Raw genomic sequence first — 26,172 nt, forward strand, 5'->3', positions numbered from 1 at the left:
TTCGTGTTTCGTGGGTACGTGAGGGGAGAAGGAAGCTTTGATGACATGGTGTCGTCATCAGCTTGACGCCGGATGCCGTGTTTGTGACACTTCGTCATGAAAGCTAGCGAAGTTGGGGTGGGCAGTGACGACGTCGTTCTCCGAGACCTTGCGGAACGCCACCTGGGGCGACCACCAGTCGGCCGAGTCCGAGGGCTATCTCACGGAGCTGATGGGCGGCCGGTTGAGCGAGCACGAATACGGCGAGATGGTCATGCAACACTACTTCGCCTACGTGGCCCTCGACGGCGTGTCCCGCAAGCTGGCCGAGCACCCGGTGGCCGGGCGGTTCGTGTTCCCCGAGCTCTATCGCGAGCGGGCGCTGGAGCGCGATCTGGCCACCATCTACGGGCCTGACTGGCGCGCCCGGATCGCGCCGTCCAAGTCCACCCAGAGGCTGGTGGCGCGGATCCATCAGGTGGCCGACTGGCCGGGCGGCTACATCGCCCACCATTACACCCGCTATCTGGGCGATCTGTCCGGCGGGCAGTTCATCCGGATGGAGCTGCAGAAGATCTACGGCTACCAGAGGGGCGGGGGCGTCGACTTCTATTTCTTCGACGAGCTGGGCAGTCTGCCCCGGTTCAAGAACGAATACCGGGCCCGGCTGGACGCTCTGGAGCTGGACGAGCGCGAGCAGCAGCGGATCATCGACGAGGTGCGGCTGGCTTACCAGCTCAACACGGAGGTCCTCACCGAACTCCAGCACGCCGCCGCCGCCTGACCGCGCCCTCACCGTCCGACGCCGCGCCACCGCCGCCTGAGCCGCACCCTCACCACCCAACGCCGCGCCACCGCCGCTTGAGCCGCATCCTCTCCGTCCGACGCCGCGCCGTCGCCGTTGTGCCTATGCCTGTCCTCTGACGAGTGCCCGTCCGGGTTCATAAATCCATAATTATCAGCGCATTCTGCTTTGAATAATTGAGCACCGTCAATTACCGGCCCCTCATCTATAGAAAGGTCGCGCCCGTAACGGCCATACTTGGTCCCGATCTCCTCGTCACACGGCCCATAGAGGAGTCACCAGGTGAAGAGTCGATGAGAGGGAGGCCTGTATGAGTGGAGGCCGGAATCGACCGTGGGGGCTGAGTTTCCTCGGTACCCTTCCCCCGGCATCGCCCAAGCCGCCGACCCCGGCAGAAGAGGATAAGCCCGATATCATCATAGAAATCAATGATATTACCGATGAAATGGGAATGACAGCCTGAATAAGGCCTGTGTTACCGCCCGTCGATGAGCGGGCGATCCAGCACGCCGCCGGCGAGGTGTCCGCCCCGGCATTCCGTGCCGCTGGTCGCCATCGAAGGTCAGCGTCATGGGGGGTGGCGCCCCGCCGCACGGCGAGCCTGGAGACGGCCGGCGAGGCGCACAGAGGGGTGAGCGAACCGCGGCGGGGCGAGCGCTCCTCGAGCGGGGCGAGCGCTCCTCGAGCGGGGCGAGCGCACGCATCCCGGCGGGGCGAGCGCATCCCGGTACCGGCAGGCGAGCGCATCCCGGCAGGCGAGCGCATCCCGGCAGGGCGTGACAAAGACCCTGCATCGGGGCGGGTGTCTCCGGGGCGGCGGGCGCGTCGATTTCTCCCTGAGATCTCTGGCGCGGCCTACGATGGGCTCATGCCCCGCATCACCGCCGCCACGATCGGCGAGCACCGCGCTCAGACGCGCGACCGGATCCTGCAGGCCGTCTCGCGCCTGTCGAGGGTGCAGGGCATCGACGCCATCTCCCTGACCGACGTGGCCGGCGAGGCCGGGATCACCAGGACGGTGCTGTACAACTACTTTCCCGACAAGGCCGCCCTGCTGCTGGCGTTCACCGAGCGGGTGACCCACTACTTCATCGACAGCTACCAGCGGGAGCTGCCCGCGGACGCCTCCCCGGCCGAGCGGCTGCGGGTGTTCGTGCGGTTGCAGCTCGCGGGACTGCTCGCCCATCCCCATCCGGGCGCCGCCGACCTCAGCGCCGCGCTCGGGCCCGACGCCTACCAGCAGCTCGCCGAGCACGTGGCGCCCATGCAGCGCGTCCTGGTGGGGATCCTGGACAGCGGCGCGGAGTCGGGTGACTTCCGCGTGCTCGACGTGAGCGCCACGGCCCGGATGATCCTCGCCGTGATCGGCGCCGAGCGGGTGCCGCTGATCAGCGGCGACGTGACGGTGGAGGACGCGGGGGCGCTGGTCGCGGAGTTCGTGCTGCGCGCGCTCGGCAGCGCGAGCGCCTCATTCGGCAGTGCAAGCGCCTCATGACGGAAGGGCTCCGCGCCGACGGCCATGTCACGCTCAAGTCGGCGCGCGGGCGGTGGATCCTGGCCGCCACCGTGCTCGGGTCCGGGCTGGCGCTGCTCGACAGCACGGTGGTCAACGTCGCGCTGCCGTTCCTCGGCCATGATCTCAGCGCGCGCATGGACGGGCTGCAGTGGACGATCAACGCCTACACGCTCACCCTCGCCGGGCTGATCCTGCTGGGCGGCTCCCTCGGTGACCGCTACGGCCGGCGGCGGGTGTTCCTCATCGGCACGGTCTGGTTCGCGGTGGCGTCGGCCATGTGCGGGCTGTCGCCGAGCATCGAGTTCCTGATCGGCGCCCGCGCGCTGCAGGGCGTCGGCGGCGCGCTGCTCACGCCGGGCGCGCTGGCGATCATCCAGGCGTCCTTCGTGCGGCACGACCGGCCCAGAGCGGTCGGGGTGTGGTCGGGGCTGGGCGGGGTGGCCAGCGCCATCGGACCGTTGCTGGGTGGCTGGCTGGTGCAGACGGCCGGCTGGCGGTGGGCGTTCCTGATCAACCTGCCGTTCGCGGTGCTCATCGTGTTCGTCACCCTGCGGCACGTGCCGGAGAGCAGGGACGAGCAGGCGGCGGGGCGGTTCGACGTGCTCGGCTCGGTGCTGGCCGCGCTGGCGCTGGCCGGGGTCACCTACGGGCTGACCGAGAAGGGCGCGCCGGTGCCGCTGATCGCCGGGCTGGCGGTGGGCGTGGCGTTCGTGGTGACCGAGATCCGCAGGTCGCCTGACGCGCTGGTGCCCGTGGGGCTCTTCCGCGACCGCGTGTTCACGGCGGTGAACGTCGTGACGCTCATCATGTACGCGGCCATGGGCGTGGTGTTCTTCCTGCTGGTCGTGCAGCTCCAGGTGGTCTCCGGCTTCTCGCCCATCGCGGCCGGGCTGGCGATGTTGCCGACGACGGTGCTGATGCTGCTGCTGTCGGCCAGGGCCGCCGAGGTGGCCAGGCGTGTCGGGCCGCGCTGGCCGATGACGGCCGGGATCCTCACCGTGGGCGCCGGGTTCGTGTGGATGAGCGCGATCGGGTTCGGCTCCTCCTACCCGCTGCAGGTGCTGCCCGCGGTGACCGTCTTCGGGCTGGGCCTGTCGGCGACGGTGGCGCCGCTGACGGCGACCGTGCTGGCCACGGCCGACGACCGCTACGCGGGCACGGCCAGCGGCATCAACAACGCGGTCGCCCGTACCGGGAGCCTGCTGGCGGTGGCCGCGGTGCCGCCGCTGGTCGGGCTGGTGGGTGACGCGTTCAGGCAGCCGCGGGTCTTCGACGCGGGGTTCAGGACGGCGATGCTGATCAGCGCCGGGATGATGCTGGTGGCGGCGCTGATCACGTTCTTCACCATCAGGACGAACGTGCTGGCCGACGACGGCGACCAGGACGACCGCTAGAGCGACGGCGACCAGGGCGGCGGCTAGAAGGTGAACGCCTGGCTGCGGACGCTGTTGTCAAAGTTGGACAGCAGCAGGTCGGGCTCGCCGACCGAGCGGATGGCCGGCAGCCTGGTCAGCAGCTCCCGGAACATCGAGCGCAGCTCCTGCCTGGCCAGGTTGGCGCCGAGGCAGAAGTGCGGCCCGGGGCCGCCGAACCCGACGTGCGGCTTTGTCTCGCGGGTGATGTCGAAGGTGTCCGCGTCGGGGAACACCAACTCGTCCCGGTTGGCCGAGCCGTAGAACAGGACCACCTTGTCGCCCTGCTTCAGCTCCAGGCCGCGCAGCGAGCAGTCCTCGGTGACCGTGCGCCTGAACTGCATGATGGGCGAGACGTAGCGGACCATCTCCTCGACCGCGCCGTTGATGTGGGCGTCGAAGTCGCTCGTCAGCAGCTCGCGCTGCGCCGGGTTCTCGGTGAGGAGCCGGATGCCGTGGGCCATCGTGTTGCGGGCCGTCTCGTTGCCCGCGACGAGCAGCAGCGCGAAGAACGAGCCGAGCTCCTTGTCCGACAACTTCTCCCCGTCGGGGTTGGCGTTGACCAGCAGGGAGACCAGGTCGCTTTTGGGCTCGGCGACGCGCTCGTGGCCGAGGCCGATCACCATGCGCTGCAGCGCCAGCAGGGCCAGCATGTTCTGGCCGGCAAGCCGCACGCTGCGGGCCAGGCTGGGGCGCACGCCGGTGTAGGCGGTGGAGACGTCGACGTGCTGGTGGACCTTGGCGCGCAGGTCCTGCGGGATGTCGAGCATGTCGCAGATGACGTGGATGGGGAGCCGGGCGGCGACCTGGGAGACGAAGTCGCGCGGCCCCTCCGCGACGACGCCGTCGACGATGCGGGCGCAGGCGGCCTCGATGTCACCCTGCAGGCCGGCCAGCATCTTCGGGCTGAACGAGCGGGTGACGATCCGGCGCAGGCGGGCGTGGCGCGGGTCGTCCATGTTGACCATCGACTCGCCGAACACCTGCTTCACCCAGCCCGGCGGCTCGGGGTTGGTCACGGCGGGCTCGCTGGAGAACAGCTTGGCGTTGCGGCTGGCCTCGACCACGTCCGCGTGGCGGACGAGGGCGTAGAAGCCCTTGCCCGAGCGCAGGAACGGCACTTTCTTCTCGGGGAAGAACACCGGCTGGTCGAGCTGCCGGAGCCGGGCGAACGCCTCGTTACGCTCTTTGGGGGGTCTGCGCCAGAAGTCCAGATCGGCGAGGTCGATGTCCACTCATCTATCCTGGCACGTTCCCACGGTGTTCAGGCGTGGTTCGGGCGCGGCGGACATACCTCCAGATATGAACGCGCTGCTGGCCGCCTCCCTGATCCTTCCTCTCCTCTCCGGCACGCCGGCCGCCGCGGCCCGGTCGTGCGGCGGGCACCCCCTCGACTTCGACGGCGACGCCCGCCCCGACCTCGCCGTGGCCGCCCCCTACGACGGCTCCAGGGCCGGCTCCGTGACCGTGATGTACGGCTCGGGCCAGCGGGTCAAGCTCACCCAGCGGGGCGCGGAGCCCGGCGACTCGTTCGGCTCGGCGCTGGCCGTGGGCGACTTCGACGGGGACCGCTGCGCCGACCTGGCCGTCGGGGTGTCGGAGGAGTTCGCCGGGCGGCGGGTGCCGGGCGGCGACGGGAACGGGGTCGTGCAGATCTACCGCGGGTCCGCCGGCGGGCTGGTCGCGGGCGAGGAGCTGGCGCCGGCCAAGCCGTCGAGCGACCGGTTCGGGGCGGCGCTGGCCGCCGGGGACCTCGACGGCGACGGCCGCGACGAGCTCGTCGTGGGCTCGCCCGGCCACCGCTCGGGCGGGGCCGTGACGGTGTACTGGATGAAGGGCCGCAAGCCGTACCGGATCACGCAGAAGACGCCGTGGGTGCGGCAGGCGGCGGCCGTGACCGACCAGTGGGGCGCCGCGCTGACCACCGGGGACTTCGACGGCGACGGGCGCGACGAGCTGGTGGCCGGCGCGCCCGCCGACAGCGTCACGCTGGACGGGCAGGGCTCGGTCACCGTGATCGACGTGCGCGGCGAGCGGGCCCGGCTGCTCACGCAGAGCACGGCCGGGATCAAGGGCGCGGCGGAGAAGTGGGACGGCTTCGGCGCCGCCCTGGCCACCGGCGACTTCAACGGCGACGGCAAGGCCGACCTGGCCGTCGGCGTGCCCGGCGAGGGGCTCAGCGCGAACCAGCGGGCCATGGACTACGGCGACGGCACCGTGGACGTGCTGTACGGCTCAGGGAGCGGCCTGACGGCGCACAGGAGCGAGGCCTGGTCGCAGAACACCCTTGAGGGAGTGCCGCGCTACTACGACCGTTTCGGGGCGGCGCTGGCGGCCGGGGACTTCAACGGCGACGGCCGGGACGAGCTGGCCATCGGCGTGCCCGGGGAGCGGGCCGTGCAGGTGCTGATGGGCCGCGCGTCGGGCGGTCTCACCAGGACCGGGAACCTGCTGGTCAAGGGCAAGGGACGCGACTTCGGCGCCGCGCTGGCCGCACTGCCGCTGAACGAGCGGTATCGGACGCTGAGCAAGCGGCCGGTGTACGGGCTCGTGGTGGCGGCCCCCGACCAGGGACTCGTCATGTACGTGCCCGGCTCCCGCAGGCCCGGCCTGCGCCTGGGCAAGGTGCGGCGGTTGAGCGAGGGCTCCGGCCTGTACGGCTACACCTTCGGCTGAGGCATCCCAGGGCCCTCGCCCGAGACGGGCAGGATCACCCTGAACAGCGCGCCGTCGCCGGGCTCCGACTCCGCCATCACGATGCCGCCGTGCGCCTCCACCAGCGTGGCCGCGATCGACAGCCCCAGCCCCGAGCCGCCCGAGCTGCGCGCCGGATCGGCCCGGTAGAACCGCTCGAACACCCGCTCGGCCACCTCCGGCGAGAACCCGGGCCCTTCGTCGGCCACCTCGACCACGGCCTGGTCGCCTTCCACGCCGACGCGGACCTGGAAGGGCGTGCCGGGCGGGGTGTGGGCGAGCGCGTTGGTGACGAGGTTGTTGAGCACCTGCCCGAGGCGGGACTCGTCGCCGGTCACGACCACCTCCCCCTCGCCCCCGAACAGCCGCACCAGCTCGATCCGCCGGTCGGGGGCCAGCGTCTGGGCGTCGATCACGACGGTGGCGGCCAGGCTGAGCAGGTCCACGGGGCGCATCGCCAGCTCGCGCCGCTGGTCGAGCCTGGCCAGCAGCAACATGTCCTCCACCAGCAGCCCCATCCTGGCCGCCTGCCCCTCGATGCGCCGCAGCAGGCGCACGGCCTCGGCCAGGTCCTTGCTCTCCCCCAGCCGGTACAACTCCGCGAACCCCCTGATCGACGTCAGCGGCGTGCGCAGCTCGTGCGAGGCGTCGGCCATGAAGCGGCGCATCAGCTCCTCCGAGCGCCGGGCGGCGGTGGCCGACTCGCGGGCCGACTCGGCGGCGGACTCCCGCTCGCGCACGGCCGACTCGATCCGGGCGAGCATGGTGTTGAGCGAGCGGCCGAGCTTGCCGACCTCGGTGGTGCCCGCCCACAGGGGCACGCGGCGGGACAGGTCGCCGCCGGCGATGTCCCGGGCCGTCCGGGAGATCTCCTGGAGCGGGCGCAGGCTCCGGCGGACCATCCAGTAGGTGGCGAAGCCGAGCACGATCACCGTGCCGCCGCCCCCGGACGCCACGATCAGCGCGAGCTGGGAGACCGTTCCGTCCACGTCGCCCAGGTTGACGGCGATCACCCTGCTCTCGCCGAAGCGCGCCGGGACGGCGACCACCCGCCAGCTCGGGCCGCCGGCGGCGCGTGACTCGACGGTGAAGGGACGGCCCTGGAGCGCGAGGACGTCGGCGCCGGTCAGGCGGGGCAGGGCGGGCCTGTCCTCGTCGGTCGACTCGGTCAGCGTCCTGATCGTGACGCCGCCGGAGTCGAGCACCGCGGAGTGGAACAGGCCGGGGAAACGTTGCGGGCGCACCCCCGGCCGGGGGTCGTCGGGCGGTGGCTGGGCGTCGCGGAACGGGCCGGTGGCGGCGCGGAGCTGCTGGTCGACGCGCTCGACGAGGTAGCCGCGCAACAGCCGCACGGCGAACAGGCCGGTCAGCGTGATGGCGAGGGTGACCAGCAGCAGCGTCGCCGACACCAGCCGCAACCACAGCGGGGTCCGCGAGAGGTGCTTCCTCACCGAGGTCATAGGCGCGGAGGCCGCAGGATGTAACCGACGCCGCGCAGCGTGTGCAGGTATTTGCGGTCGCCCAGGTCGATCTTGCGGCGCAGGTAGGAGACGTAGGACTCGACGAGGCCGACGTCGGTGCGCCAGTCGCCGTTCCAGACGTGGTCGAGGATCTGCGACTTGGACAACACCCGGCCGACGTTGAGCATGAAGTAGCGCAGCAGGCGGAACTCCGTGGGCGACAGCCGTACGGGGATGCCGTCGCGCCACACCTCGTGGCTCTCCTCGTCCAGCTCCAGGTCGGCCACCTGGAGCCGGTTCGGCGGCGGGGCGCCGCGGCGGGTCCTGCGCAGCACGGCCCTGATCCTGGCGATGACCTCCTCCAGGCTGAACGGCTTGGTCACGTAGTCCTCGCCGAGCCCCAGCCCCGCGAGCCGGTCCTCCGGCGTGTCCTTGGCGGTCACGAACAGCACCGGGACCCGGCGGCCGCGGGAGCGCAACCTGCCCGCGACCGCCAGTCCGTCGAGGTCGGGCAGCATCACGTCGAGCATCACCAGGTCCGGCGTGCTCTCCTCGGCCACCCGCAGCGCCTCCTTGCCGTCGGCGGCGGTCAGCACCTCGAACCCGGCCATGCGCAGACTGGCCGAGAACAGCTCCCTGATGTTGGGTTCGTCGTCGACCACCAGCAGCCTGGCCTCGGGTTCGGTCATCGCGGGCCGCCTCCCTGGAAGCCCTGGCCGCCCTGCGTGATGGACTGCGCGGCCACCGAGCCGTCGCCGCCCTGCTGGCCGCGGACCACGATCGTGGTGCCGGCCTTGAGGTCGGACACCTTGGCCTGCTTGGAGATCTGGACGGCGGTCTGGTCGGTGGTGGTCACGGTGACGGTGGAGCCGTCCATGGTCTTGATGGTGACCTTGCCGTCCTCGACCTTCTCGATGGTGCCGACGGTGCCGCCGCCCATCCGCTGGCCGCCGCCGGGCTGCTGGCCGGTGCCGGGCTGGCCGCCGCCGCCCGGCTGCTGCTGGCCGCCCGGCTGCTGCTGGCCGCCGCCGCGCTGGCCGCCGTAACCGGGGGGCAGGCCGCCCTGCTGCTGGCCGTACCCGCCGCCCATGGGGCGCTGCGCCCCGGCGGGCGCCTCCGAGCCGAAGAGGTTGTCCGCCTGGATGCCGATGAGGACGCCCGCCACCAGCACCACGCCGGCGGCCAGCGCCAGCGTCGCCTTCGACATGCTCTTCCTGGGCTGTACGGCGAGCTCTTCCCGCAGGTCGTCGTCGGGGAAGGGGGAGGAGTCAAGCTGGGCCATGTCGCATTTCTCCTTACTCGTGGCGCAAGGCCTGGATCGGCCTGAGTTTGGCCGCCCGGTTGGCGGGATAACTGCCGAAGAACAGCCCGATCCCCACCGACACACTTAGCGCCAGGACGACGGACGACGGCACGAGGACCGGCTCGATGCCGGCGATGGTGAACCTGGTCCCCAGGAACGCGATCAGCACCCCGGACAGCCCGCCGACCAGGCTGAGCAGCGTGGCCTCCATCAGGAACTGGCCCAGGATCGCGCTCCTGGGCGCCCCGATGGCCTTGCGGATGCCGATCTCGCGGGTGCGCTCGGTCACGGTGACCAGCATGATGTTGGTGATGCCGATGCCGCCCACCAGCAGCGAGATCGCGGCGACGGCGCCGAGCAGCACGGTGAAGGTGCCGGTCGCCTCACTGACGGTCTCCTGCAAAGTGGCCTGGTTGAGGATGCGGAAGTCGGGGTTGTTGCCGGTGATGCCGTGTCGTTGGTTGAGGATAGCCGTGACCTCGGACTGCGCCGCCGTGGTGGTCTCCGCTCCGGAGGCCTGCACGACGATGGAGCTCAGCGAGCCGAAGCCGCTCAGGCTCTGCTGCACGGCCGGCAGCGGCGCGATGGCCACGTCGTCGGCGTCCTGCATGCCGCTGGACCCCGTCTCCTTCAGCACGCCGACCACGGTGAACGGCACGCCCGACACGCTGACCTGCTTGCCGATCGGGTCGACGGTGCCGAACAGCTCCTCCACCACGGTCTGGCCGAGCACCACGACCTTCCTGGCGGCCAGGATGTCGTCGTTGAAGAAGTAGGTGCCCTTGGCCACGGGCTTGTTCGTGGCCTCGAAGTAGCTGGGGTAGGTGCCGACGAACTGCGCGATGGCGTGGCTGGCGGCCCCGTACGCGGCCGTCGAGGACGAGGCGTTCACCACCGGCGAGACGCTGTGCACGGACGGCGCCGTCGTCTTGTCGGTCAGCGACTTGGCGTCGGCCAGGCTGAGCTGCCTGGCCTGCGTGCGCGGGCCGGTGTTCCCGCCCCCGCCGCCCGGCGCCCGTACGCCGCCGCCCCCGCCTCCTCCGCCGCCACCCGAGAACGACGGGGAGATCGTCAGGGTGTTGGCGCCGAGGCGCTGGATGTTCTGCTGGATGCTCTGCGAGGAGCCCTCGCCGACGGCGACCAGCATGATGACCGCGGCCACGCCGATGAGGATGCCGAGCGTGGTCAGCGCGCTGCGCATCTTGTTGGCCAGCAGGCCGCGCAGCGCGAAGCGGAGGATCTCGAGCTGGTTCACTTGGCCACCTCCACCATGCGCGGCGGCGGGCCGTCCACGGGTGCCTGGCGGCGGTCCTCGACGATCTCTCCGTCCACCAGCCTGATCACCCGCTTGGCGTGCGCCGACACGTCGTCCTCGTGCGTGATGACCACGATCGTGCGGCCGGACTCGCTGAGCCGGTCCAGGATCTGCAGGACGTCGCCGGTCGAGGCGGTGTCGAGGTTGCCGGTCGGCTCGTCGGCCAGCAGCAGCGCGGGCGCGGTGACCAGCGCCCTGGCCACGGCCACGCGCTGCTGCTGGCCGCCGGAGAGCTGGTTCGGCTCGTGGTGCACGCGGTCGGTCAGGCCGACCTGCTCCAGCGCGGCCAGCGCGCGCCGGCGGCGCTCGGCCTGGCCGATGCCGCCGTACACGAGCGGCAGCTCGACGTTGGCCAGCGCGCTCATGCGCGGGATCAGGTTGAAGGACTGGAAGACGAACCCGACCCGGCGGTTGCGCAGGATGGCGAGCTGGTGCTCGTCGAGGCGGCCGACGTCGGCGCCGTCGATCAGGTACGAGCCGGAGCTCGGGACGTCGAGGCAGCCGAGGATGTTCATGAGGGTGGACTTGCCGGAGCCGGAGGCGCCCATGATGGCGACGTAGTCTCCTCGCTCGACGTCCAGGGTGATGCCGCGCAGGGCGCGTACCTTGGCGTCGCCCTCGCCGTACTCCTTGACGAGGTCCCGTACCCGCAGCACGGGGATGGGAGGCACGACCTCCAGCGTCTGGGGGGTCATCGGCCGCCTCCCGGCATGCCGCCGCCGCCGGGCACGCCGCCGCCGCCCGGGAACCCGGAGCCGCCGCCGCCGAACCCGCGCTGGTTGCCGTTCGTGGTGGTGCTCGTGGCCGCCGGGGGCACGATCTGGTCGCCTTCGGACACCCCGGACTTGATCTCCGTCAGCGCGGTGCCCTGGACGCCGACCTCGACCGGTGTCCTGGTCTGCCGGCCGTTCTTCAGCACGGTGACGGCGGTCTGGCCGCCGCTGGTGGAGACCGCCGTGGACGGGACGGTGACGACGTTCTCGGCCTGGCCGGTCACGACCTCGACCGTGGCGGTCTGGCCCAGCCGCACCTGGCTCGGGACCTTCGTGAACGTCACCGTGACCGGGTACTGCACGACGTTGTTGCTGGTGGCGGCGACCGGCTGGATCTGGGTGACCTCGCCGGAGGCGGTCACCCCGGGCAGCGCGTCGAACGTGACCGTGGCCTCCTGACCCTGCTTGAGCTTGCCGACGTCCGACTCGGTGAAGGTGCCGACGAGCTGCAGGGCTCCGGTGTCGGCGATCTCGACGAAGCCGCTGGTGCTCTGTCCCGTGCTCTGCCCCGAGCTTTGGCCCGTGCTCTGTCCTGTGCTTCCGCCCGACCCCGAGCCCGAGGCGGTCGCGCCCACGGAGCCGTTCACCGCGGTGACCGTGCCCTTGAACGGGGCCTTCAGGACGGTGGCCGCGACCGTGCGCTGCGCCTCGCGGTAGGCGTTGCGTGCCTTGATGTAGGCGGCGTAGAGCTGGGCCGTGTCGGTGCCGTCGTCCAGGGCGCTGTCGTAGGTGGCCTTGGCCGCCGACAGGTTCTCCTGGGCGGCGGCGTCGTCGATCCTGGCCAGCAGGTCGCCCTTGGCGACCTTGTCACCGGCCTTGACGTAGATCTTCTCGACCGTGCCACTCGCTCCGAACGAGAGCGCACGGGACTTGGAGCTCTCGACCGCCCCTGAGGCGGACACCGAGGCGACCACGGAGCCGCGGCCCGCGGTGACCGTCCGCACAGTCGTCTCGCTCGCGGCCTGTCCCGTGCCGAGCTGGGCGTAGGCGATCACGCCACCGCCCAGCAGGAGCACCGCAAGCACTCCGTTGGTAATCAGCGCTCTGCGCCTTGTCGACACCTTCACAGCGGGTGACCCTTGCACACAAGGCTGCGCCGCAGCCGCGAGCTAGCTGAACGTTCGCTGACAACCCCGGCTCCCCGGCGGGCACACAGGTAACTCTGAGGATGCTCGCAGCCTGGCGCGAACCTCCTGCGCCAGGATGAACGGTCATGAGACCGACTTTCGTGCTGGGCGGCCTCGCCCTGGCCGTGCTCGTCGCCGGGTCCGGCCTGGCGCTGGCACTCCACGACGACACACCCGCCGCCGTCCAGGTACGGCTCGCCGCCGCGCAGCGCGGGCAGATCACGGCCTCGGTCAGTGCGGCGGGCAGCACGGTGGACGGCTCGCGCAGGGACCTGGCGTTCGGCTCCTCCGGAACGCTGACCAGGGTGTCCGTGAAGCCCGGGACCAAGGTGAAGAAGGGCCAGGTGCTGGCCAGGATCGACGGCAGGGGGGCGCGGGAGGCGTACGAGGCGGCCAAGGCCGACCTGGCCGCCGCCGAAGAGACCCAGGAGGAGGCGGCCACGGCCGCCGCCTCCCCTGCCGGCTCCACCGGGAACGCCGGGGGCACGCCCGCGACCTGCACCCCGGCCGGCGGAGGCGCCACGCCTGCGGGCAAGGCGACCACCCAGCCGACCGGCGGCACGCCCAGCGGCGCCCCGAGCGGTGCTCCCAGCGGCGCCCCGAGCGGCGGGGCCAGCGGCAGTGCGGCCCCCGGCGGCGGTGCCACCGGCGGCGCGGTGAACGGCGGGACCGGTGCCGGCGGCGCTTCCCCGGCCGCCACCGCACCCAACGCCACCGCACCCGCCACCACCGGGCCCGCCGTCATCGCGCCCGTCACCGCGCCCGTCACCACCGCGCCCGCCGCCGGCTCGGCCCAGACGCGGGCCAATGGCGGCGCGCTCGGGCCCACCGTGCCGGCCCCCGCCGCGGCCGCGAGGACGACACCGGTCTCCACCCCGCATCCCACCGCATCGCCGCATCCGACGACGGGCCCGACCGGGCACCCCACGGCCACCACGACACCCACCACCGGCCCCACCACGAAGCCCACCGGCCACGAACCACAGCCGACGGCCACGGTCACCGTGACGGCTACGGTGACGGCCACCGTCACCGCGACCGTCACCGCCACCCCGACCGGTGGCTCCACCGGCGGTCCCTCCACAGGCAACCCCTCCACCGGTGGCCCGTCCACGGGCAGCCCTTCTACCGGCGGCCCTTCCACGGGCAGCCCCTCTACCGGCCGCCCGTCCACGACCGCGTCCCCCTCCGCCTCCGCCAAGCCCTCCACCGGCGCCAAGCCGTCGGCGAGCGGCAAGCCCACGGGTAAGTCGAGCACCGGCGCCTCCCGCCCGTCCCAGAGCTCCTGCGGCAGCGGCGGCACGGGAGGCACCGGCACCAGGGCGGGCACCGGCGCCAATGCCGGCACGGGCACCAACGCGGGCACCGGCACCAACGCGGGCGCGGGGACCAGCGGAGGCACCGGCGCGGCGGCCAAGGGCGGGATGAGCGAGGAGCAGGCCGCCGCGAACGTGGACCGCGCCGAAGCCGCCCTCGAACAGGCCGCCGACGCCGTACGGGCGACCCGCATCGTCGCTCCTGCGGCGGGCACGGTCCTGTCGGTGGCGGGCGCGGTCGGCGACACGGCCGGCACCAGCACGTTCATCAGCCTCGGCAACCTGAACGAACTCCAGGTCCAGGCCATGGTCACCGAGTCGGACGTGAACCGGCTCAAGCTCGGCCAGAAAGCCCAGGTCACCCTGGCCACCCGCAGCGGCGAGCGGCACGAGGGGACGGTGACGTCGATCGCGCCGACCGCCACGGTGGACGGCCAGCTCGTCCGCTACTCCGTCGCCCTGGCCTTCGACCAGCCGCCCACCGGCCTCATGCTCGGCCAGACCGCCTCGGTGACGGTCACCACGGACGAGGCCGCGAACGCGGTCTACGTGCCCGCGTCGGCGGTCCGTACCCGGTCGGACGGCACTCAGGTGGTCACGGTCCGCTCGGGCGATCGCGACCTGGCGAAGGTGGTGCAGACGGGGGTGCGTGGTGATCAGTACGTCGAGGTGAAGTCGGGGCTGAGCGAGAGCGACCAGGTGGTGATGTCGGGCGGCACCTCGGGCGAGTTCCCCGAAGGCGCCTGGCCAGACGCCTGACCAGGGCGGATGCGACCGGGCACGCGCGCGGGTTCGCCCGTGGCGTTGAGCGGATCCTCAGCGTGCTCCCAGCAAACGTTCAGCCAACCCTGGGCGTCCCGGCCTTGCCGGCCGCCGCGGCGCGGGCGGCGGCGGTGGTGGCCGGGATGGTGAGGTGGTGGGCGGTTTTGGCCGGGGCGCCCTTGCGGGAGATGTAGTCCAGGGTCCGGAAGTCGACCGAGAGCTCGTCCCGGGTGAGCCGCGCCATCAGGTAGCCGCGCCGCTGGTCGATATAGGAAATATGGGGATTCTCCTGGAGGGCCTCGGCGATCCACGTCCGGTCCCGGTACCCGTCCCCGTCGCTCGCGATCGACGACGCCACCAGCTCCCTGGCCACCACCGGCGAGTCCGGGTCGTCGAAGTCGGCCTTGAGCTCGGCCAGGTGGTGCATGTGCGCGTCCCCCGTCAGCACCACCGGGTTGGACGTGCCCGACAACGACCCCAGCAGCCGGGTCCGCTCGGCCGCGTACCCGTCCCAGGAGTCCAGGTTGACCTCACGTCCCGGCCCGACCTTGTAGTCGCGCTGCGCCATCAGGATCTGCTGGCCGAGCAGGTTCCAGCGGGCGCCGGACTCGCGCAGCCCGCTCTCCAGCCAGCGCCACTGGTCGCTCCCGAGCAGCGTGCGTTTGGCCGCCAGCCGGTCGTCGCAGCCGGCCCGTACCCCGTCCAGGCACGCCTGGTCGTCCCGGAACTGCCGCGTGTCGAGCAGGTGGAAGCGCGCCAGCGTCCCCCAGGAGATCCGCCGGTTCACCCGCAGCACCGCCCCCTGGACGCTGGCGCGGCGCAGCGGCATGTTCTCGTAGTACGCCCTGAACGCCTCCGCCCGGCGCCTGGCGAACCCGGGCGCCCCCGTGCTGGAGACGGGCCCCGCCCAGTTGTTCTCCACCTCGTGGTCGTCGAAGGCCACCAGCCACGGCGCCACCGCGTGCGCCCGCTGCAGGTCGCGGTCGCTCTTGTACTGGGCGTGCCGCAGCCGGTAGTCGGCCAGCGTCTCGCACTTGCCGGGCGTGTGCGTGCGTACGCGGCCGGCCAGCGCGGTGTAGCCGCTCGGGCCGTACTCGTACATGTAGTCCCCGAGGAACACCACCAGGTCGGGCTCCTGCTCGGCGAGGCGGCGGTAGGCGGTGTAGTAGCCGTGCTCGTAGTGCGCGCACGCCGCCACCGCGAACGTGAGCGGCGTCTCCCCCGTCGGCGTCGTCCTGGTGCGGCCGGCCGGCGAGAGCCGGCCCTCGCTCCTGAACCGGTAGAAGTAGTCGCGTCCGGGCTCCAGGCCGTTCAGCTCGACGTGGACGCTGTGGGCGTCGCGCGGCCCGGCGGTGGCCGTGCCGGACTTGACGATCTTGGCGAAGCGCTCGTCGGACGAGACCTGCCAGTCCACGTCCAGGTCGCGGGCGGGCATGCCGCCGCGGCCGTCGCCGCTCAGCGGTTCGGCGGCCAGCCTGGTCCACAGGACGAAGCCGTCGGCCGAGGGGTCGCCGGAGGCCACGCCCAACGTGAAGGGGTCCGAGGCGAGGGTTCGCCCCGAGGTGACGGAGGACGCCGGGACAAGGGTTCGCCCCGAGGTGGCGGAGGACGCCGGAACGGCGGTCCGCGGGAGGAGGAGGCCGGCTGTCGCCGCTGTCAGGAAGGCTCTGCGGTCCACGTCCACAGATATGTCCGCCCCCGCTGACTCCGCCGTGACCCTGGAGTCAAGGGCGGGTGAACAGCATCAGTCGTCCTGTTCGCGAAGTTCTTCCAGATACTCGACGGCCAGCTCGAACGCGGCCTGGTCGTCCAGTTCGCGGAAGGCGTCGGCCGCCTCCTGGCAGCGGACGATCGCGGCCTCGCGCAGGCCCAGCCAGCACAGGGCGGAGGCCTCGTCGTAGACCAGGGCCGCCCGTTCGGCCGCCGCGCCCTCGACGGAGGCGGCGGCGGCCTCGTCGAGCACCTGCCTGGCCCGCTCGTAGGCGGCGGTGATCTCGGGCCCGTGGTCGGAGGCGTAGTAGATCGACCGGGCGTGCCTGCGCAGGGCGTGGCCGGCCGGCAGCAGGTCCCCGTCGCGCCGGTACAGCTCGGCCGCCGCCGCGAACGCCGCCGCGGCCTCCCGGTCGTCGTCCTTGCCGGAGAGCAGCTCGGCGGCCTCCATCAGCGCTTCCGGGTCGTCCAGCGGGAGCAGCACGTCCAGCGCCCGGCCCGCCTCGCCGAGCTGGGTCAGCGCCCGGGCGAGCATCCGGCGGGCCGCGTCCTGCGGCGTCTTCGCCCCCTCTCCGCCGTCGCCGGCCGCGGCCGTGACGGCGCCCGCGGGGATGTTCCCAGGGATGTTCACGCTCTCCGGCGCGGTGGCGAGCAGGAGGACGGCCTCCTCAGCCACCTCGGCGGAGTCCAGCGGGCGGCCGGTCTCCAGGTACGCGCGCGCCAGGTCCACCCGCGCCAGCGCCGCCCGTCCCCCGTCGCCCGCCTGCGTGAACCCGGCCACCGCCTCCTCCAGATCGCGCACGTCCATGGCGGCGATCCCGCTGCGCCAGCGCGCCTCGGGCGAGCCGGTCACCTTGCGGCGGGCGTGCGGCACCAGCGGCAGCCGTTCGGCCAAGGGGGTGGCGGCCAGCCGGGCCTCCATGCGCAGGGTGTGCACGTCGTTGCCGTTGCGGGCGTCGAAGCGGGCGGCGATGGCGCGGGCGCCCGCCTCCATCTCGGCACGGAGCACGGGCACCGGCACGTCCGCGCCGGAACGGCGTACCGTCAGAGCCGTGTGACCGGTCTCCTCCAGGCGGCGCAGCACCAGCGTGGCGCCCATCATGAACCAGGCTGCCTGGTCGGGCGACGGCGGGCGCTCCAGCAGCGGCAGCTCCCGCTCCAGGATCTCCAGCCCGCGCGCCTCGTTGCCGGTGCGGGCGCAGAAGCGCAGGTGGTCGCCGACGTCGTCGAGGTAGGGGACCTTGCCCTGGACCAGCCGGTACGCCCGCCGGTGCGCCTCGGCGGCGGCGTCGAGGCGCCCGGTCCTGACGTAGATGGGCAGCAGCACGCACAGGATGCTCTGCGGCTGGGAGCGGCAGGTGAACCGGCCGGACACGACGGGCTCCGCGATGGCCACCGCCTCCTCGTCCCGGCCGAGCCCGGCCAGGATGAACGCCTGCGAGCCGATGTCGCACGCCTGGCAGTTGGACAGCCGGTCGCGCGGGGTCGTGCGCCAGCGGTGGAACCATTCGGCGACGCCCGCCTCGTCGCCGAGGTGCCAAGCCAGGTTGCAGCGCGCGGCGTGCACGGCGTGCATCAGGTCGCCCGCCTGCCGGTAGCGCCGCTCCATCTCCTCCTGCAGCGCCAGCGCGCGGGGCAGCGGGATCTCGGGGAACCGCCGGACCGAGCCCATGATCCACTTGAACTGCCAGAGCAGCCGGTGGGCCTGCTCCTCGTCCCATCTGCCGGGCTCGGCGTCGTGGTCGGTCAGGCTGCGCGAGAAGGTGGCGAACGACTTCACCGGCTCGCCGCCGAACTGGTAGCAGGTGGTGAGGGCCAGCCGCGCCTCGATGACGTGCTCGCGCCGTGCCTCGGCCTCGCGCAGCGCGCGCTCGACCAGCACGCTCCTGGCCTCGCCGTACGGCATGCCCTCGGCCTCGGCGAGCAGCGCCCGGACGTCGTCAGTCATGCGTGCCCCCGTGAACGGCCCGGTCGTCGGTCATGTGCGTCCCCCGGACGGCCCGGACGTCAGTCATGTGTGCTCCCCTGGACGGCCCAGTCGAGCAGGCCGAGGAACGAGCGGTTGAGCGCCGCGGTGTCGGCGGGGCGCAGCGGGTGGTGCCCGTGCAGCAGCGCCAGCCCGTACAGGGACTCCACGGCGGTGGCGGCCAGCTCCAGGTCGGGCAGGCCGAGGACGCGGCGGACGAGCGGGTTGCGGTGGTTGAGCACCAGTTGCGGCCGGTCGGCGGCGACCGTGCGCTCCAGCGCGCCGAGGACGCCCGCCCACAACTCGTCGCCGGCGTCGCGGGCCTCGCGCAGGTCGGCGTGGTGCTGGGCGGCGCGGCTGGTCAGGTAGAGGGCGGGCAGCGAGGCCGGGTCGAAGTCGCGCAGCACCACCTCGCAGCCGAGCGGGTCGAGCGCGCGGGCGGCGGCGGCGAGGAACGGGCGCGCCCGCATCTCCGCCTCCGGCTCCGCAGGGCCGAGGTGGGTGGCCAGCTCCCCCGGGTCGAGCCGCGCCAGGCGAACGTCCGGGTCGATCCTCGACAGGCCGGACAGGATCTCGCCGTCGTAGACGTAGCCGCCGTTGACCAGGCCGACGCCCTGCGCGCCGGAGACCGCGGCGAGCTGGCGGAACTCGTCCACGCTGGAGGTGTAGCGCCCGGCGGGGAAGGTGGCCCGGAACCGGGCCAGGGTCATCGGGCCCGCGCTCGTCTCGTACTCCAGCCACTGGTCGACGAGCCTGAGCATGTCGTCGTCGTGCAGGGCCAGCGCCTTGACGCCCAGGTGGTGCAGCGCGAGGAAGGCGCGCAGGCCGCCGGGGTCGGTCTCGGCGAGCCGGACCAGCCAGGCGCGTACCTGGCGGCCGAGCTCGTCGCGGGTGTGCTCCAGCAGGTCGTCCTCGTAGAGCGCCTCGCGGCTGGCGGTCGGGCGCAACTCGGCGGCGTCCACCACGCAGCGGGCGAAGAACGCCCACTCGGGCAGGAGGTCGTCGGCGGACTCGGTGAGCAGCATGCGCTTGAGGTAGACGCGGTGGGCGCCGCGGCTGGCGGGGTTGGCCGGGGCGGACAGGATGTAGGCCACGCCGGTGAGGCCCGCCTCGGGGACGCTCAGGTCGACGACGTCCAGCGGGGTGAAGCCGAACGACTCCGCGCCGTAGCGCTGGAGAGCGCCGCGCCGGGCGGCCGGGGAGGCGTGCCGCTCCAGCCAGGGCGGGGCGTCGAGGGTGGTGCGGCCGCCGTTCACGCGCACCTCGAACGGCAGCAGCGCGCCGTACAGCGTGGCCAGCTCCTCGACCGTGCGCGCGCTCACCCAGTCGGCGGCGTCGGCGCGGGCCCGCAGCGTGACGGTGGTGCCTGGCTCGTCCCGCTCGGCCGGGGCGCGCTCGACGCGGTAGCGGCCGTCGGACCCGCCGGTCCACAGGACCGTGTGACCGCCGCGCGCCGACCTGGTCTCGACGCTGATCTCGTCGGCGACCAGGAACCCGGACAGCAGCCCGATGCCGAACTGGCCGAGGAACTCGTGACGCGAGAAGCCCAGCTCGTCGCGCTTGGAGGAGCGGCCGATGGTGGCGAGCAGCACGTGGACCTCGTCCTCGGTCAGCCCGATGCCGGTGTCGCTGACGCTGATCAGCCCGTCGGCGACGTCCACGGTCACCCGGGCGGGCGCCTGCGCGTCCGCGGCCCGGCGGGCGGTGATCGCGTCGGTCGCGTTCTGCAGGAGCTCGCGGACGTAGACCCGCGGGCTCGCGTACAGGTGCCGGCTGAGCAGGTCGACCACGCCGCGCAGGTCGACTTGAAAGGCGTTGTCCACTCGCGACACCCTAGATCACATAACCGACATTTCGCCGAGAATTAACCGGCGGCCTCCCGTACGCCGGCCAGTGTACGGCGCAGCGCGGCGGCATCGGTGAAGCGCACCCCGGTCATCCCGGCGCGTTCGGCGCCCTCGACGTTCTCGGGGCGGTCGTCGATGAAGACGATGTCCGACGGGTCGGCGCCGAGCCCGCGGGCCACCTCGTCGTAGATCGCCCGCTCGGGCTTGACCAGGCCCATCCTGCCGCTGTAGAAGCGGCGGCCGAGCGCGGCGATCCACGGCAACTGGTCCAGGCCGTCGCCGATGCAGACGGGCGCGTTGGACAGCAACGCGACGTCGCCGCCGGCCGCCAGCAGGTCGTCGAGTACGGCGATCGTGCCCTCGTCGGGGTGGGCCCAGCTCGCGATGTCCATGGCGACCAGGCGGGCCGTCTCCGTGGCGGTCACGGACCTGCCGACCACCGCCGCCCAGTAGGCGAGCGGGGTCAGAGCGCCCCGGTCGAAGTCGAGGCGGTGCTCCCAGTAGCCGCGCTTGAACGCCTCAGGCTCGGCCCCCACCGCCAGCGCCATGGCGTCGGCATCGGACTCGGGCTGGGGCAGGGACAGGACACCGCCGTAGTCGAAGACTATCCACGTCATGCCAGGAATGGTCGCAGATGCGGGTCCAGCGCGGGGCAGCCCAGATACTTCTCGACCGTGTGGAAGTCGATCCAGTCGAGGTTGACCAGTTCCTCGGCGTCGACACCGGTGAAGCTGTCGCACAGGGCGGCCGGGATGGCGGCGATGTCGTCCTTGTCGGCGATGTTCACCCAGCGCTTGACACCCTTGGGACGCTCGCCGCGGCCGTTGACGGGAGCCGGCAGGAGGTGCTCGAAGACGACGTTGCGCATGCCCAGCGGGCTGCCGAGGGTGATCAGGAGATCGACGTGGAGGCTCGGGTCGGAGGCCAGCGCCTCGTAGGCGACGACGCTGCCGAGCGAGTGGGCGATCACCACCTTGGGCTGGTTCGCCCGGATGACGTCGGCCACCGCCTGCCGGCACTTCTCGCGCCGGACCGCGTCGGTCAGGTACGCCGCCACCTCCGGCGCGAACAACTTGGCGAACGCCGCGGACCTGGCGTCCAGCTTGCCCAGCAGCCAGCCGGTGAAGGACTTGAGCATCCCCGTGACGTGCTCCCCCACGCCCGCCTGCCTGGCCCAGTTGACGAAAATCTGCTGCGCGGGGGCCTCCATGGCGGCGGGCGAGCGCGGCGCGCCGCCTGGCCTGCCGTCGTGCAGGTGGTGGGAGAAGTAGGCGATCTCGCTGAAGTAGGCCCCGCTCTCTTCGCCGAGCGCGGCCTGCAGGTAGCGGTCCCATTTGCGGCGCATGGCCGCCGCGGCGCCGGCCGCGGAGTTTCCCGCCTCCAGGTAGTAGTTGTACTTGCCGATCCCGTGCACACCGACGATGACCGCCACCTGACCCCCTCAGTTCTGTGATCTCCGCGGGCAGATAGTGACATACGCGGCTTGCAACCGGCCGTCGAGAGCCCACCAAACTTTAGGCTTGCCTAAAGATTTAGGTAGAGCTAAAGTGGAGAGACTTAGCGGAAAGCTCTGGAGAGCGAGACCGGGATGGCCCTTCGCCGTAGTGCACGCGACGAGGTGGGCGGACTCGCCCAGCAAGTCGTCGACGAGATCACGTGGTACATGCGGGAGCACAAGATCACCCGTACGGACCTGGCCGCGTCGATGGGCGTCTCGGCCGGGCGGGTGAGCCAGATCCTGTCCGGCGACGAGAACCTGACGCTCCGCACGCTCGGCTCCGTCATCGACGCGCTGGGCGCCCGGCTGGAGCTCACGCTCGGCGACGCCGAGGGCTCCCCCGGCGCGCTCACCGCCGCCACCTGATTCTCCGCCGCGAGCACCGGAGACCGCGCCGAAGGTTCCTGGCGAGCGAATGCGCCCACCGGGCGCGCCGCACCGAAGGGGCCTGCGCACACGCTCACCGGGCGCGCCGCACCGAAGGGGCGTCGGACGCGCGCGCCACGGCCGTGCGCGGCACGAACGCCGGCAGCGACCGGTAGCCGGCCCGGTAGGCCACGGCCAGCAGGCGCAGCACCTCGCTCTCCGCGTCGTGCTGGAGCACGCCGAGCAGCCGGGTCAGATCGTTCAGATACCGCTCATACCTGGCCAGCCGCGTGTGCCGCGACCCGTTCAGCGCCGTGACGACCTTGGAGCGGGACGCGCCGTCCTCGATCAGCGCCGCCACGTCCAGCCGCCGCTCGATCGCCTCCAGCCGGGCGCGCACGCGCTCCCGCCTGCGCGCCTCGGGCGAGAGGCGCTCGGCGATCCGGTCGTGGTAGCGGTTGGCGGCCAGGCTGAGCTCGTAGACGCTCCAGGACTCGTCCACCCGCTTCTCGCACCAGACCCGCTGGTCCTCGGCCATCGCCTCGTCGAGCCGGGCCAGCAGCGACACCAGCCAGAACGTGGCGGCCTCGCGCGTGGCGGAGCGCCGCTCGTTCTCCTTGGCCCGCATCTGGCTGAACCACAACCCGCTCGGCGCGACGGCGCCCAGCACGGTGGCCAGGTTGTCGTTCAGCACCGCCCCGCTCACCAGCGCGACCGTCGCGGACAGGGCTCCGGTGATCAGGGCGATGGCGATCGTCAGCCACCGCGCCTTGGGCCCGAAGGGCCGCCCCTTCCCCTGACACCGCAGGAACAGGAACCCGGCGGCGGAGACGATGGCCAGCACCACGGTGAAGCCCGCGTCCGCGGCCCAGACAGGCAGCATGGATTCTCGCCCCTCCTGCGGTTGGTCCCTACATGTTCGCAGCGACCGCAGGGAATGAAAATGCCGTTGTGCCCGGCATATAGGGCACATATACGGTGACACTTACGTAAGGAACGTTTTGGAACAGGAGCCCCACGCATGCCCGGCCCGCTGGTCGTCAACGACTCGGTGATCATTCCCGACACCGAGCTCGAATGGCGCTTCTCCCGCTCCTCAGGCCCCGGCGGGCAGGGCGTCAACACGACGGACAGCCGCGTGGAGCTGACCTTCGACGTGACCGCCACCACCGCGCTGCCGCCCGCGCTCAAGGCCCGGGCCCTCGACCGGCTCGGCTGCGGCACCATCACGGTCGCCGCCTCCGAATACCGCTCCCAGCTCCGTAACCGGGAGGCCGCGGAGCACCGCCTGGCGCAGCGGCTGCGCGAGGCCATCGCCCCGCCGCCGAAGCGCCGCCGCCCGACCAAACCGAGCCGGGGCAGCGTCGAGCGCCGCATCGCCGCCAAGAAACAGCGCTCGGACGTCAAGCGCATGCGCCGCAACCCCTGAGCGGCTCTTTCCCCGATCGCTCACGCACCGCGACGGTGTGATGACAGAATTCGAGTCCGGGCGCCGGCGTGAGTGGCCGGGCCATCCTTCCAAGCGGTGCAAAGGCGGACTTGTGTGGACGTGCAAGCGGAGATTCTCCAGCTGAAACTCCGTGTCGAGGACCTTGAGGCGCACGCCCACGCCGGGCGGCCGGGCGAGGATCGGGAGCTCCTGCGGGAGATCGGCGAGCGGACCCAGCGTGTGGAAGCGGCGGTCGCGGAGCTCAACGCCGGGCTCGCGAACGCCAGGACCGAGGTCATCGAGCAGTTCGGAGCCCTGGAGACCGAGGTCGCGGCCGTCCGCAGGGCGGTGAGCCTCCCCTCCCCGAGACCGGTCGCCGAGCGGCCCGCGACCGCCGACGATCTCGCGGCCGTCCGGTCGGAGGTGGCGGAGGAGATCCGGTCGCTCCGGTCCGAGCTGCTCGACCTCGGCATCAAACTCGACCGGTTACTGAAGGCCGAGGGCGCCTGAGCCGGCCGCCGACAAGCAGGACACTGCGGACACCAGGTCAGATAAGGCCGCCTTTTTTGACCGGTATGTCCTTCGGGTAGCCTAACCTACGGTACCGTAACCTGAAGGAGAAGATCTTTTATGGCGATGACTCAGACGGAGCTGCTGACCGCGCTCGAGCCCGTCGTGGCGGTGGAGCTCAACCGTCACGAGAAGATGGCCAAAGAGTGGTTCCCGCACGAGTACATCCCGTGGAGCGAAGGCCGCGACTTCGACGGCATCTACGGGGGCGCGGCATGGCAGGAGGGCGACTCGAAGATCCCCGAAGTCGCCCGGGTCTCGCTCATCGTCAACCTGCTCACCGAGGACAACCTGCCCAGCTACCACCACGAGATCGCCTCGACGTTCGGCCGTGACGGCGCCTGGGGCACCTGGGTGCACCGGTGGACCGCCGAGGAGGACCGGCACGGCACCGCCCTGCGCGACTACCTCACCGTCACCCGCGCCGTCGACCCCGTCGCGCTGGAGCGGGCGCGCATGCGGCACATGGAGAGCGGCTACATCACCGAGTACGGCACCATGCTCCAGCAGCTCGCGTACGTGTCCTTCCAGGAGCTGGCCACCCGCATCGCGCACCGCAACACCGGCAGGGCCTCCGGCGAAGAGGGCTGCGAGCGCCTGCTCGCCAGGATCGCCGCCGACGAGAACCTGCACATGCTCTTCTACCGCAACCTGCTGAAGGCGGCCTTCGAGCTCGACCCGAACCAGACCATGCGCGCGGTCACCGACGTGGTCACCACCTTCCAGATGCCGGGCTCCAGCATCGAGGGCTTCACCCGCAAGGCCATGATGATCGCGAATGAGGGCATCTACGACCTCCGGCTGCACCTGGACGACGTGCTCATGCCCGTGTTGAAGCAGTGGGCGGTGTTCGACAAGACCGGGCTGAACGCCGAGGGCGAGACGGCGCGCGAGGAGCTGGCCGCGTTCCTGGACAAGACCGAGACGACGGCGGCGAGGTTCGTGGAGCGAAGGGAAGCGCGCCGGGCGCGCATCGCCGAACGCGGGTGACCCGGCCGCCGCCGGAGCCGGGACTGAGCGCGCGGGGTGGCGGTGCCCGCGCGCGACGCTCACCACGCGGCAAAGCCAGTGCGCCTCTTGACCTGGCGATGGTCTTGGACATCCGAGGCATCGGGCAAGTTTCCAGGTAACACTGGCGCCTCTTGGGAGCAGAGGGTGAAAATCATCGGGATCGCCGCAAGTCTCCACGCGGGGTCTTTCATCAACAAGTTGCTCGAAGCGGCGGGCGGCGAGTTGCCGGAAGACGTCGGCTTCGAGATGTGGCCTGGACTGCGCGACATTCCGCCCTACGCTCCCGGTCCCGTTCCGGCCTCGGCGCGGGACCTGCTCCGCCTGGTGGCGAGCGGGGACGCGGTGCTGCTGACCGCCCCCGAGCACAGCCTGCTGCCGGCCGAGCTGACGTACGCGCTGGACTGGATGTCGGCCCGCGACGGGCTGGCGGGCCGGCACGTGGCGGTGATGAGCGCCAGCGCGCGGGCCTGCGGCGCCATGTGGGCCCAGGCCGAGCTGTACAAGCAGCTCCAGGCGGCCGGGGCCGTGGTGATGGGGGCCGAGCTGGTGATCTCGCCCAGTTGCCCGCACTTCGACGAGGACGGCCACCTGACCGCCGCCGACCTGCGCGCTCAGGTGCGCGCGGTGGTCGCGCAGCTCTGCCCCGCCAAGGTGATGGAGCCGGCGCTCTCGTTGTGAGGGCCGGTCAGCGCCGGTCCTCGATCTCCCACAGGTGGTCCACGACGTGCCACACGACGCGCCGCAGCGCGTAGCGGGGCGGCCAGCCGGTGCTCCAGGGCGGCTCACCGGGACGGACGAGCACCTCCGCGAGCTCCGCCCGCATCGTGTCGCGATCCTCGACGGACTTGTACGGCCGGTGCCGCACCCCGGCCTTCCTGGCGAAGGCCCGCTCGGCGTCCTCGACGTGCTCGATGACCTTGGTGAGGTCGCGCCCGCCACCCCGCGGCCCCTTGCGCAACTCCTCCGGGGAGACGGCCGCGACCTCGTCGAACAACGCCCACGCGGCCCGCAGCAGGGCGACCCCCCGCTCGGCCTCCGCCGCCGGCACCGGCTCCCCGTCCAGATCGGGCACCGCGTACGGCGCCCCGAAGTCCGTCATGGCGCTGCCCGCCACCCGCGCCACCACCACCGGCTCGCCCGGCGCGAACTCCAGCCCGGCGCGGGCGGCGACCGCGGCGTAGCGGGGCGCGTAGTCCATCAGCAGGCCGACGGCCGCCTCCTCGCCCTTGGCGACCCGGCACCAGCCGGGCCAGTCGAGCGAGCAGGCGAACGTCTTCTTCGGGCCGGTCTCCAGATAAAGGCGGGTCATGTCG

24 protein-coding genes are annotated in these 26,172 nt (G+C 72.0%); 10 read left to right on the top strand and 14 right to left on the bottom strand.

The features are described from left to right. The first annotated feature begins 124 nt into the window (after positions 1 to 124). The 3 genes from ACWD0F_RS16120 (at position 125) to ACWD0F_RS16130 (ending at position 3,694) form a co-directional block, all read left to right on the top strand. Positions 125 to 763 (top strand): biliverdin-producing heme oxygenase, encoded by a 639-nt coding sequence (locus tag ACWD0F_RS16120; protein WP_449876003.1) that lies wholly within the window; start codon positions 125 to 127, stop codon positions 761 to 763. An 889-nt stretch (positions 764 to 1,652) separates the two neighbouring features. Next, entirely contained in the window at positions 1,653 to 2,279 is a 627-nt protein-coding gene (locus tag ACWD0F_RS16125; protein ID WP_449876005.1) for a TetR/AcrR family transcriptional regulator, read from the top strand. Then, positions 2,276 to 3,694, top strand: a complete 1,419-nt coding sequence (locus tag ACWD0F_RS16130; RefSeq protein ID WP_449876007.1) for an MFS transporter — start codon at positions 2,276 to 2,278, stop codon at positions 3,692 to 3,694. The genes ACWD0F_RS16125 and ACWD0F_RS16130 overlap by 4 nt, the downstream gene beginning before the upstream one ends. Positions 3,695 to 3,717: 23 nt before the next feature. Here the strand turns inward: ACWD0F_RS16130 and ACWD0F_RS16135 are convergent, their stop codons facing one another. Then, a complete protein-coding gene (locus tag ACWD0F_RS16135; RefSeq protein ID WP_449876009.1) occupies positions 3,718 to 4,947 on the bottom strand; it encodes a cytochrome P450 in 1,230 nt (409 codons plus the stop codon). A gap of 67 nt (positions 4,948 to 5,014) precedes the next feature. Here ACWD0F_RS16135 and ACWD0F_RS16140 point away from each other — a divergent pair, with 67 nt between their 5' ends. Beyond that, positions 5,015 to 6,388 (top strand): FG-GAP and VCBS repeat-containing protein, encoded by a 1,374-nt coding sequence (locus ACWD0F_RS16140; protein ID WP_449876011.1) that lies wholly within the window; start codon positions 5,015 to 5,017, stop codon positions 6,386 to 6,388. Here ACWD0F_RS16140 and ACWD0F_RS16145 read toward each other — a convergent pair. From ACWD0F_RS16145 to ACWD0F_RS16170, 6 genes are read right to left on the bottom strand one after another with little or no spacing between them, the layout of a single operon-like run. Beyond that, on the bottom strand, positions 6,373 to 7,866 hold the full coding sequence (locus ACWD0F_RS16145; protein ID WP_449876012.1) for a sensor histidine kinase: 1,494 nt from the start codon (positions 7,864 to 7,866) through the stop codon (positions 6,373 to 6,375). The two genes, ACWD0F_RS16140 and ACWD0F_RS16145, sit on opposite strands and share 16 nt — an antisense overlap. Beyond that, positions 7,863 to 8,555 carry a response regulator transcription factor gene (locus ACWD0F_RS16150; protein WP_449876014.1) on the bottom strand — a complete coding sequence of 231 codons (693 nt, stop codon included), beginning with the start codon at positions 8,553 to 8,555 and terminating at the stop codon, positions 7,863 to 7,865. The genes ACWD0F_RS16145 and ACWD0F_RS16150 overlap by 4 nt, the downstream gene beginning before the upstream one ends. Beyond that, the gene (locus ACWD0F_RS16155; protein WP_449876016.1) at positions 8,552 to 9,148 is read right to left on the bottom strand and encodes a hypothetical protein; all 597 of its coding nucleotides are present in this window, start codon (positions 9,146 to 9,148) and stop codon (positions 8,552 to 8,554) included. Before ACWD0F_RS16155 ends, ACWD0F_RS16150 begins: the two co-directional genes overlap by 4 nt. Positions 9,149 to 9,161: 13 nt before the next feature. Beyond that, on the bottom strand, positions 9,162 to 10,424 hold the full coding sequence (locus tag ACWD0F_RS16160; RefSeq protein WP_449876018.1) for an ABC transporter permease: 1,263 nt from the start codon (positions 10,422 to 10,424) through the stop codon (positions 9,162 to 9,164). Continuing rightward, positions 10,421 to 11,179, bottom strand: coding sequence for an ABC transporter ATP-binding protein (locus ACWD0F_RS16165; RefSeq protein ID WP_449876020.1), 759 nt, complete (start codon positions 11,177 to 11,179; stop codon positions 10,421 to 10,423). The genes ACWD0F_RS16160 and ACWD0F_RS16165 overlap by 4 nt, the downstream gene beginning before the upstream one ends. Further along, positions 11,176 to 12,282 carry an efflux RND transporter periplasmic adaptor subunit gene (locus tag ACWD0F_RS16170; protein ID WP_449876022.1) on the bottom strand — a complete coding sequence of 369 codons (1,107 nt, stop codon included), beginning with the start codon at positions 12,280 to 12,282 and terminating at the stop codon, positions 11,176 to 11,178. Before ACWD0F_RS16170 ends, ACWD0F_RS16165 begins: the two co-directional genes overlap by 4 nt. A 188-nt stretch (positions 12,283 to 12,470) precedes the next feature. Here ACWD0F_RS16170 and ACWD0F_RS16175 point away from each other — a divergent pair, with 188 nt between their 5' ends. Next, positions 12,471 to 14,459 carry an efflux RND transporter periplasmic adaptor subunit gene (locus tag ACWD0F_RS16175; protein ID WP_449876024.1) on the top strand — a complete coding sequence of 663 codons (1,989 nt, stop codon included), beginning with the start codon at positions 12,471 to 12,473 and terminating at the stop codon, positions 14,457 to 14,459. Between the two features lie 79 nt (positions 14,460 to 14,538). Here the strand turns inward: ACWD0F_RS16175 and ACWD0F_RS16180 are convergent, their stop codons facing one another. From ACWD0F_RS16180 to ACWD0F_RS16200, 5 genes are all read right to left on the bottom strand, one after another. Next, positions 14,539 to 15,984 carry an alkaline phosphatase D family protein gene (locus tag ACWD0F_RS16180; RefSeq protein ID WP_449876323.1) on the bottom strand — a complete coding sequence of 482 codons (1,446 nt, stop codon included), beginning with the start codon at positions 15,982 to 15,984 and terminating at the stop codon, positions 14,539 to 14,541. A gap of 222 nt (positions 15,985 to 16,206) precedes the next feature. Beyond that, a complete protein-coding gene (locus ACWD0F_RS16185) occupies positions 16,207 to 18,120 on the bottom strand; it encodes a hypothetical protein (RefSeq protein WP_449876026.1) in 1,914 nt (637 codons plus the stop codon). Positions 18,121 to 18,179: 59 nt separating this feature from the next. Continuing rightward, positions 18,180 to 19,961: an HSP90 family protein gene (locus tag ACWD0F_RS16190; protein ID WP_449876028.1), complete on the bottom strand. Its 1,782-nt coding sequence runs from the start codon at positions 19,959 to 19,961 to the stop codon at positions 18,180 to 18,182. Between the two features lie 41 nt (positions 19,962 to 20,002). Continuing rightward, complete coding sequence (locus tag ACWD0F_RS16195) at positions 20,003 to 20,602, bottom strand: HAD family hydrolase (protein ID WP_449876030.1); 600 nt, start codon at positions 20,600 to 20,602, stop codon at positions 20,003 to 20,005. After that, positions 20,599 to 21,417 (bottom strand): hypothetical protein, encoded by an 819-nt coding sequence (locus tag ACWD0F_RS16200; RefSeq protein WP_449876032.1) that lies wholly within the window; start codon positions 21,415 to 21,417, stop codon positions 20,599 to 20,601. The genes ACWD0F_RS16195 and ACWD0F_RS16200 overlap by 4 nt, the downstream gene beginning before the upstream one ends. 156 nt (positions 21,418 to 21,573) lie before the next feature. Between ACWD0F_RS16200 and ACWD0F_RS16205 the strand changes: the two genes are divergently transcribed. Further along, positions 21,574 to 21,849 (top strand): helix-turn-helix domain-containing protein, encoded by a 276-nt coding sequence (locus ACWD0F_RS16205; RefSeq protein WP_449876034.1) that lies wholly within the window; start codon positions 21,574 to 21,576, stop codon positions 21,847 to 21,849. A gap of 94 nt (positions 21,850 to 21,943) precedes the next feature. On the opposite strand, the gene ACWD0F_RS16210 is transcribed toward ACWD0F_RS16205, so the two are convergent. Further along, complete coding sequence (locus tag ACWD0F_RS16210) at positions 21,944 to 22,732, bottom strand: hypothetical protein (RefSeq protein WP_449876036.1); 789 nt, start codon at positions 22,730 to 22,732, stop codon at positions 21,944 to 21,946. A gap of 138 nt (positions 22,733 to 22,870) precedes the next feature. Here ACWD0F_RS16210 and arfB point away from each other — a divergent pair, with 138 nt between their 5' ends. The 4 genes from arfB to ACWD0F_RS16230 all read left to right on the top strand — a co-directional run bounded on the left by arfB (position 22,871) and on the right by ACWD0F_RS16230 (position 25,537). Beyond that, positions 22,871 to 23,278, top strand: coding sequence for an alternative ribosome rescue aminoacyl-tRNA hydrolase ArfB (gene arfB / locus ACWD0F_RS16215; RefSeq protein ID WP_449876038.1), 408 nt, complete (start codon positions 22,871 to 22,873; stop codon positions 23,276 to 23,278). 114 nt (positions 23,279 to 23,392) lie between these two features. Continuing rightward, positions 23,393 to 23,788 carry a hypothetical protein gene (locus tag ACWD0F_RS16220; RefSeq protein WP_449876040.1) on the top strand — a complete coding sequence of 132 codons (396 nt, stop codon included), beginning with the start codon at positions 23,393 to 23,395 and terminating at the stop codon, positions 23,786 to 23,788. A 120-nt stretch (positions 23,789 to 23,908) separates the two neighbouring features. Then, the gene (locus ACWD0F_RS16225) at positions 23,909 to 24,838 is read left to right on the top strand and encodes an acyl-ACP desaturase (protein WP_449876042.1); all 930 of its coding nucleotides are present in this window, start codon (positions 23,909 to 23,911) and stop codon (positions 24,836 to 24,838) included. A gap of 165 nt (positions 24,839 to 25,003) precedes the next feature. After that, the gene (locus ACWD0F_RS16230; RefSeq protein ID WP_449876044.1) at positions 25,004 to 25,537 is read left to right on the top strand and encodes an NADPH-dependent FMN reductase; all 534 of its coding nucleotides are present in this window, start codon (positions 25,004 to 25,006) and stop codon (positions 25,535 to 25,537) included. A 7-nt stretch (positions 25,538 to 25,544) separates the two neighbouring features. On the opposite strand, the gene ACWD0F_RS16235 is transcribed toward ACWD0F_RS16230, so the two are convergent. Continuing rightward, on the bottom strand, positions 25,545 to 26,168 hold the full coding sequence (locus ACWD0F_RS16235; protein WP_449876046.1) for a hypothetical protein: 624 nt from the start codon (positions 26,166 to 26,168) through the stop codon (positions 25,545 to 25,547). Between the last annotated feature and the right edge of the window lie 4 nt (positions 26,169 to 26,172).

Source organism: Nonomuraea sp. NPDC002799 (assembly GCF_053592075.1).